1 protein-coding gene and 2 pseudogenes are annotated in these 3628 nt (G+C 67.0%); 1 reads left to right on the top strand and 2 read right to left on the bottom strand.

The genetic code is table 11. The features are described from left to right. Positions 1 to 100 precede the first annotated feature (100 nt). A pseudogene (locus JK361_RS40345) lies at positions 101 to 1558 on the bottom strand (NF041680 family putative transposase). A 267-nt stretch (positions 1559 to 1825) separates the two neighbouring features. Next, a complete protein-coding gene (locus JK361_RS40340; protein ID WP_201828174.1) occupies positions 1826 to 2230 on the bottom strand; it encodes a hypothetical protein in 405 nt (134 codons plus the stop codon). A 115-nt stretch (positions 2231 to 2345) separates the two neighbouring features. Here JK361_RS40340 and JK361_RS40335 point away from each other — a divergent pair. After that, positions 2346 to 3113 (top strand): annotated as a pseudogene (locus tag JK361_RS40335) (transposase); the annotation flags it as partial. Positions 3114 to 3628 lie beyond the last annotated feature (515 nt).

Genomic DNA, 3628 nt, shown 5'->3' with positions numbered 1-3628 from the left:
TTCACCGATGAGCCACCAGCCGCAGGGCGACGGGCCCGCACCGACCCTGGAAGAGCTGCGCGAGCAGGTCGAGCACGCCCGCGACGAGCTAGCTTGATCTTTAACCTGTGCGGCGGGGCATTGGGGTGGTTGACCTCTTCTTTTGTCGTTCTGCTGGTGGTGTCTTCTTGGGTGTGTGCACGTCGTGGCGGGGTGCGGGATGGGTGTTCTTTCGGCCCGCTGGTCGCCCGGGGCCGGGGCGGGTGGGTTTTGGTGCTCTGGCCGGGCAGGTGGTCTGTGGGCGGATGTGCCGGAAGTCGCGGCGGACGCGGGCGGGAGTGAGCCTGTCTGGAGAGCTGGGTTGCTCCCAGGGACGGCGTCGGTCGGCTGCGAGGGTGCGGGCGAGGCGGAGTTGGGTGTAGGCGGCGAGGATGAGCCAGGTCCAGCGGTCGGCGGCCTCGGACGTGCGGATCTTTGGGGAGGTCCAGCCGAGGGTCTGTTTGAACAGGCGGAAGGTGTGCTCGATGTCGAAGCGCCGCAGGTATGCCTGCCAAAGACGGTCGGCGTCTGCCGGGGTGGCGCCGGTGCCGGACCACCAATCCAGACCGGCTTCGGTGTTGCTCCGCTGGGCAGGTGGCCGATGTCCAGGCGGATCACCGTGCCTTCGACGACCGGGTGGGTGCCGTCGGCGGCTGCCCAGGAGGAGCGGTGGGTGAGCCTGGGGTGCAGCCGGTCCCAGGAGCGGGCCCTGGCGGTGCCGCAAAGGCGTGTGTCGGTGACCGTTTCGGTGTCCGGGACGCCCCAGGTGTCGGGCTGGCCGAAGACGAATTCACCGCCGTGCCGGGGTGGGCGGCCCATCGTGTGTGACTGGCGGGGTGGGACAGCCCGGCGCAGGACTCGGTCTGAGCGCATCCGGGCGAGCACCTGGACCGGGAGATCTTTGAGGAGGAACGCAAGGCGGGGTGCGTCGTATCCGGCGTGCGCGACGACGAGGACGTCGGGGTCGCCCTCCTGCCATTGCCCAGCGGTGATCAGCCGGTGGAGCATGTCACGCAGCTGCCGGGCGGTGACGGTGGCCGTGTCGTCCCCGGGGGCCAGGCGAAGCGCGTCCAAAGGGGCGGTCCAGGAACTGCGACCCGGGCTCGAGCGCGCAGATGATCGAGTACGGCCAGCCGGGGACAGGGATGTGCTGGTCCTTTCCCCGGCCGTAGGTGTGACACAGGATCCGCTGCGGTGAGGTGTGGGCATCGGGGCGTAGCCAGCGGGTGATGTCGATGGCCAGAACCAGTCGGCCGTCAGCAGCCCGAGGTAGTGGCACCGCGGCCAGGGCCCGCCGCAGCCGGCCGGTATCGACCCGGCCACGGGCGACGGCGGCGTAGAGCCCGCCATGACCGCGGCGGTGTTCACCGACCAGCGACAGCTCGGCCAGCGATCTCACTGGCCCGTCGCCGCACAGAACAGCTTCAGCCAGCTCGAACAACGCATCCGAACGAGCGGTGAGGCAGGAGTAGAACTCGCCTCGGAAGCATGCCAGTTCAGCCAATGCCTCCTGCCGGGCATCGCGATGCAGCAGACTCATCCTCACGGCCTTCGTACTGGATGTGTGTGTTCCTTGGTCGGAGCACATGTTCAGGCGAAGGCCGCTTTGACGTACGGCGGTTACCGAACCGAGTGATCAAGTTCGAGGCACCATTCGACGCCAGTCGTTAAAGATCAAGCTAAGGGCTGTCCCATAACTCCTGGTCACAGGTGAGATGGACTTGCCGTGACAGGTGTGATCACGTTGTTGGCGCCGTCGCCGATAGCCTCGTTAGCCGATTTCTGGCCGCTCTACTTGAGGCCCGCCTCACAAAGGCAGCCAATTGGGCCACCCCACGGGCGTGCCGCCCGGTTCGCACATGCTGTCCGGGTGGCCGGGTGACACGTACCACACTGCCAGCTCCGGCCAGAGCAGCATCGCACTGGCAAGGATCGTCAACACCATTGGCAACAAGAGGCGTCGGCGACCCGTTATCTTGCGCATCACCGCCCACAGCACGGTGGACACGGTCGCCACGCCGATCGACGCGACCACCCATACAACGAGTTGGTAGGAGCCGTTGGCGCCGATGTCGCAGTTCGCCCAGGTACTGATCAACAGCAACGAGGCCATGCACCCGGACCCCAGAAAGACAACCCATCCGATCAGCCAGGCGGCCGCGCTGTACTCGGCGTTCTTTCCCGCCGGGGAGCGCCGCTCCGTTGTCTCCACGCATGTGCCTTCCGCCGGGGTTGGTGTGCCGTAGGGGCGGCCGACCATCAGCCGTCCCGTCCTTGCGGCGCGTGATGCTACAACGGGCGGTGGCCACAAGTGAGATGATCTTGGTGTGGCTGGTGTGATCACGGCGTCGGAGCCCTCTTGGATAGCCCCGTTCACCGGGGTGAGCTCGCGCTGTTTCACCAAGCTGGTGACCGCGCTGCGCCGCCAAGGTGTCGATGAGGTGCGGCGGGGCCGGCCCTGGAGCCTGTCGCTGGAGGACCGGGTGCTGCTGGTTGCCGCGTACTGGCGGACGAACCTGACGCTGCGCCAGCTGGCCCCGCTGTTCGGGATCTCGAAACCTGCGGGAAACCGCATCATCGACCAACTCGGTCCGCTGCTCGCACTCCAGCCGCGCCGGCGGTTCCGCAAGGACGCCGTCCTGATCGTGGACGGCACGCTCGTGCCGACCCGTGATCACAGGGTCGCCGAGCAGTCGAAGAACTATCGGTACTCCACCAACCACCAGGTCGTCATCGACGCGGACACGCGGCTGGTCGTGGTGGTCGGCCAACCCCTGCCAGGCAACCGCAACGACTGCAAGGCGTGGGAACTGTCCGATGCCAAGGCAGCCGTCGGTAGGACCACGGTGATTGGCGATGGCGGCTATCGGGGCACTGGCCTGGTCATCCCGCACCGGCGCGCGAAGGGGCAGGCGGAACTTCCGGCTTGGAAGGAGGAGCACAACACCTCACATCGCCGGGTCCGTGCCCGTGTCGAGCACGTCTTCGCCCGTATGAAGAACTGGAAGATCCTGCGCGACTGCCGGCTGAAGGGCGACGGTGTTCACTACGCCATGCTTGGTATCGCCCGCCTGCACAACCTCGCCCTCGCCGGTCAGGTGGGCGAGCCCCCGCAGCGATCTCCCGCGCTCTCATCGGCTGGGAGATCATTTACGGGACAGCCCTTAGCGAGCCCGGCCCCACCGTCCGTCTCATTTTCCGTCTCATTCAGCCCCGTTCACGGCCGTTCAGACGGGACCGAAGGCGGTAGCCGATCCCAGGACCGACCGCCGATGAACGCAGGTGAACGGCCCCGTTCGACGCCCCCAGAGCCCACCAACACAGTTGGAAAGCGTGCACCTGTCCCATGTAGCGGGGCAGGCAGCGAGCGGCTAGCGGTTGCGGCTTGCTCCGGTCGACGACGAGCCCCCCAACGCGAGGGCATGGCCGCCAGGGTGCGGCAGGCGCACGCGCTTGTCCGGTCGGCACGCCCGCCGCCGCGGCCGACAGTCGTCGACGGATATACAGGCACGCATTGGGGCAAGGACCGACGCCAACATGTGCAGCTCGACTCGGTCATTAAGTGGTTGTTGTCTTTCCGGTCTTGATGGCTGTGTTTCCGCTGGTCAGG

It is taken from the genome of Streptomyces musisoli (genome assembly GCF_016741855.1).
In the GTDB taxonomy this organism is placed as follows: Bacteria; Actinomycetota; Actinomycetes; order Streptomycetales; family Streptomycetaceae; genus Streptomyces; species Streptomyces musisoli.
Note: the sequence above shows the minus strand (reverse complement) of the source record. Positions and strands in the feature narration are given on the sequence as shown.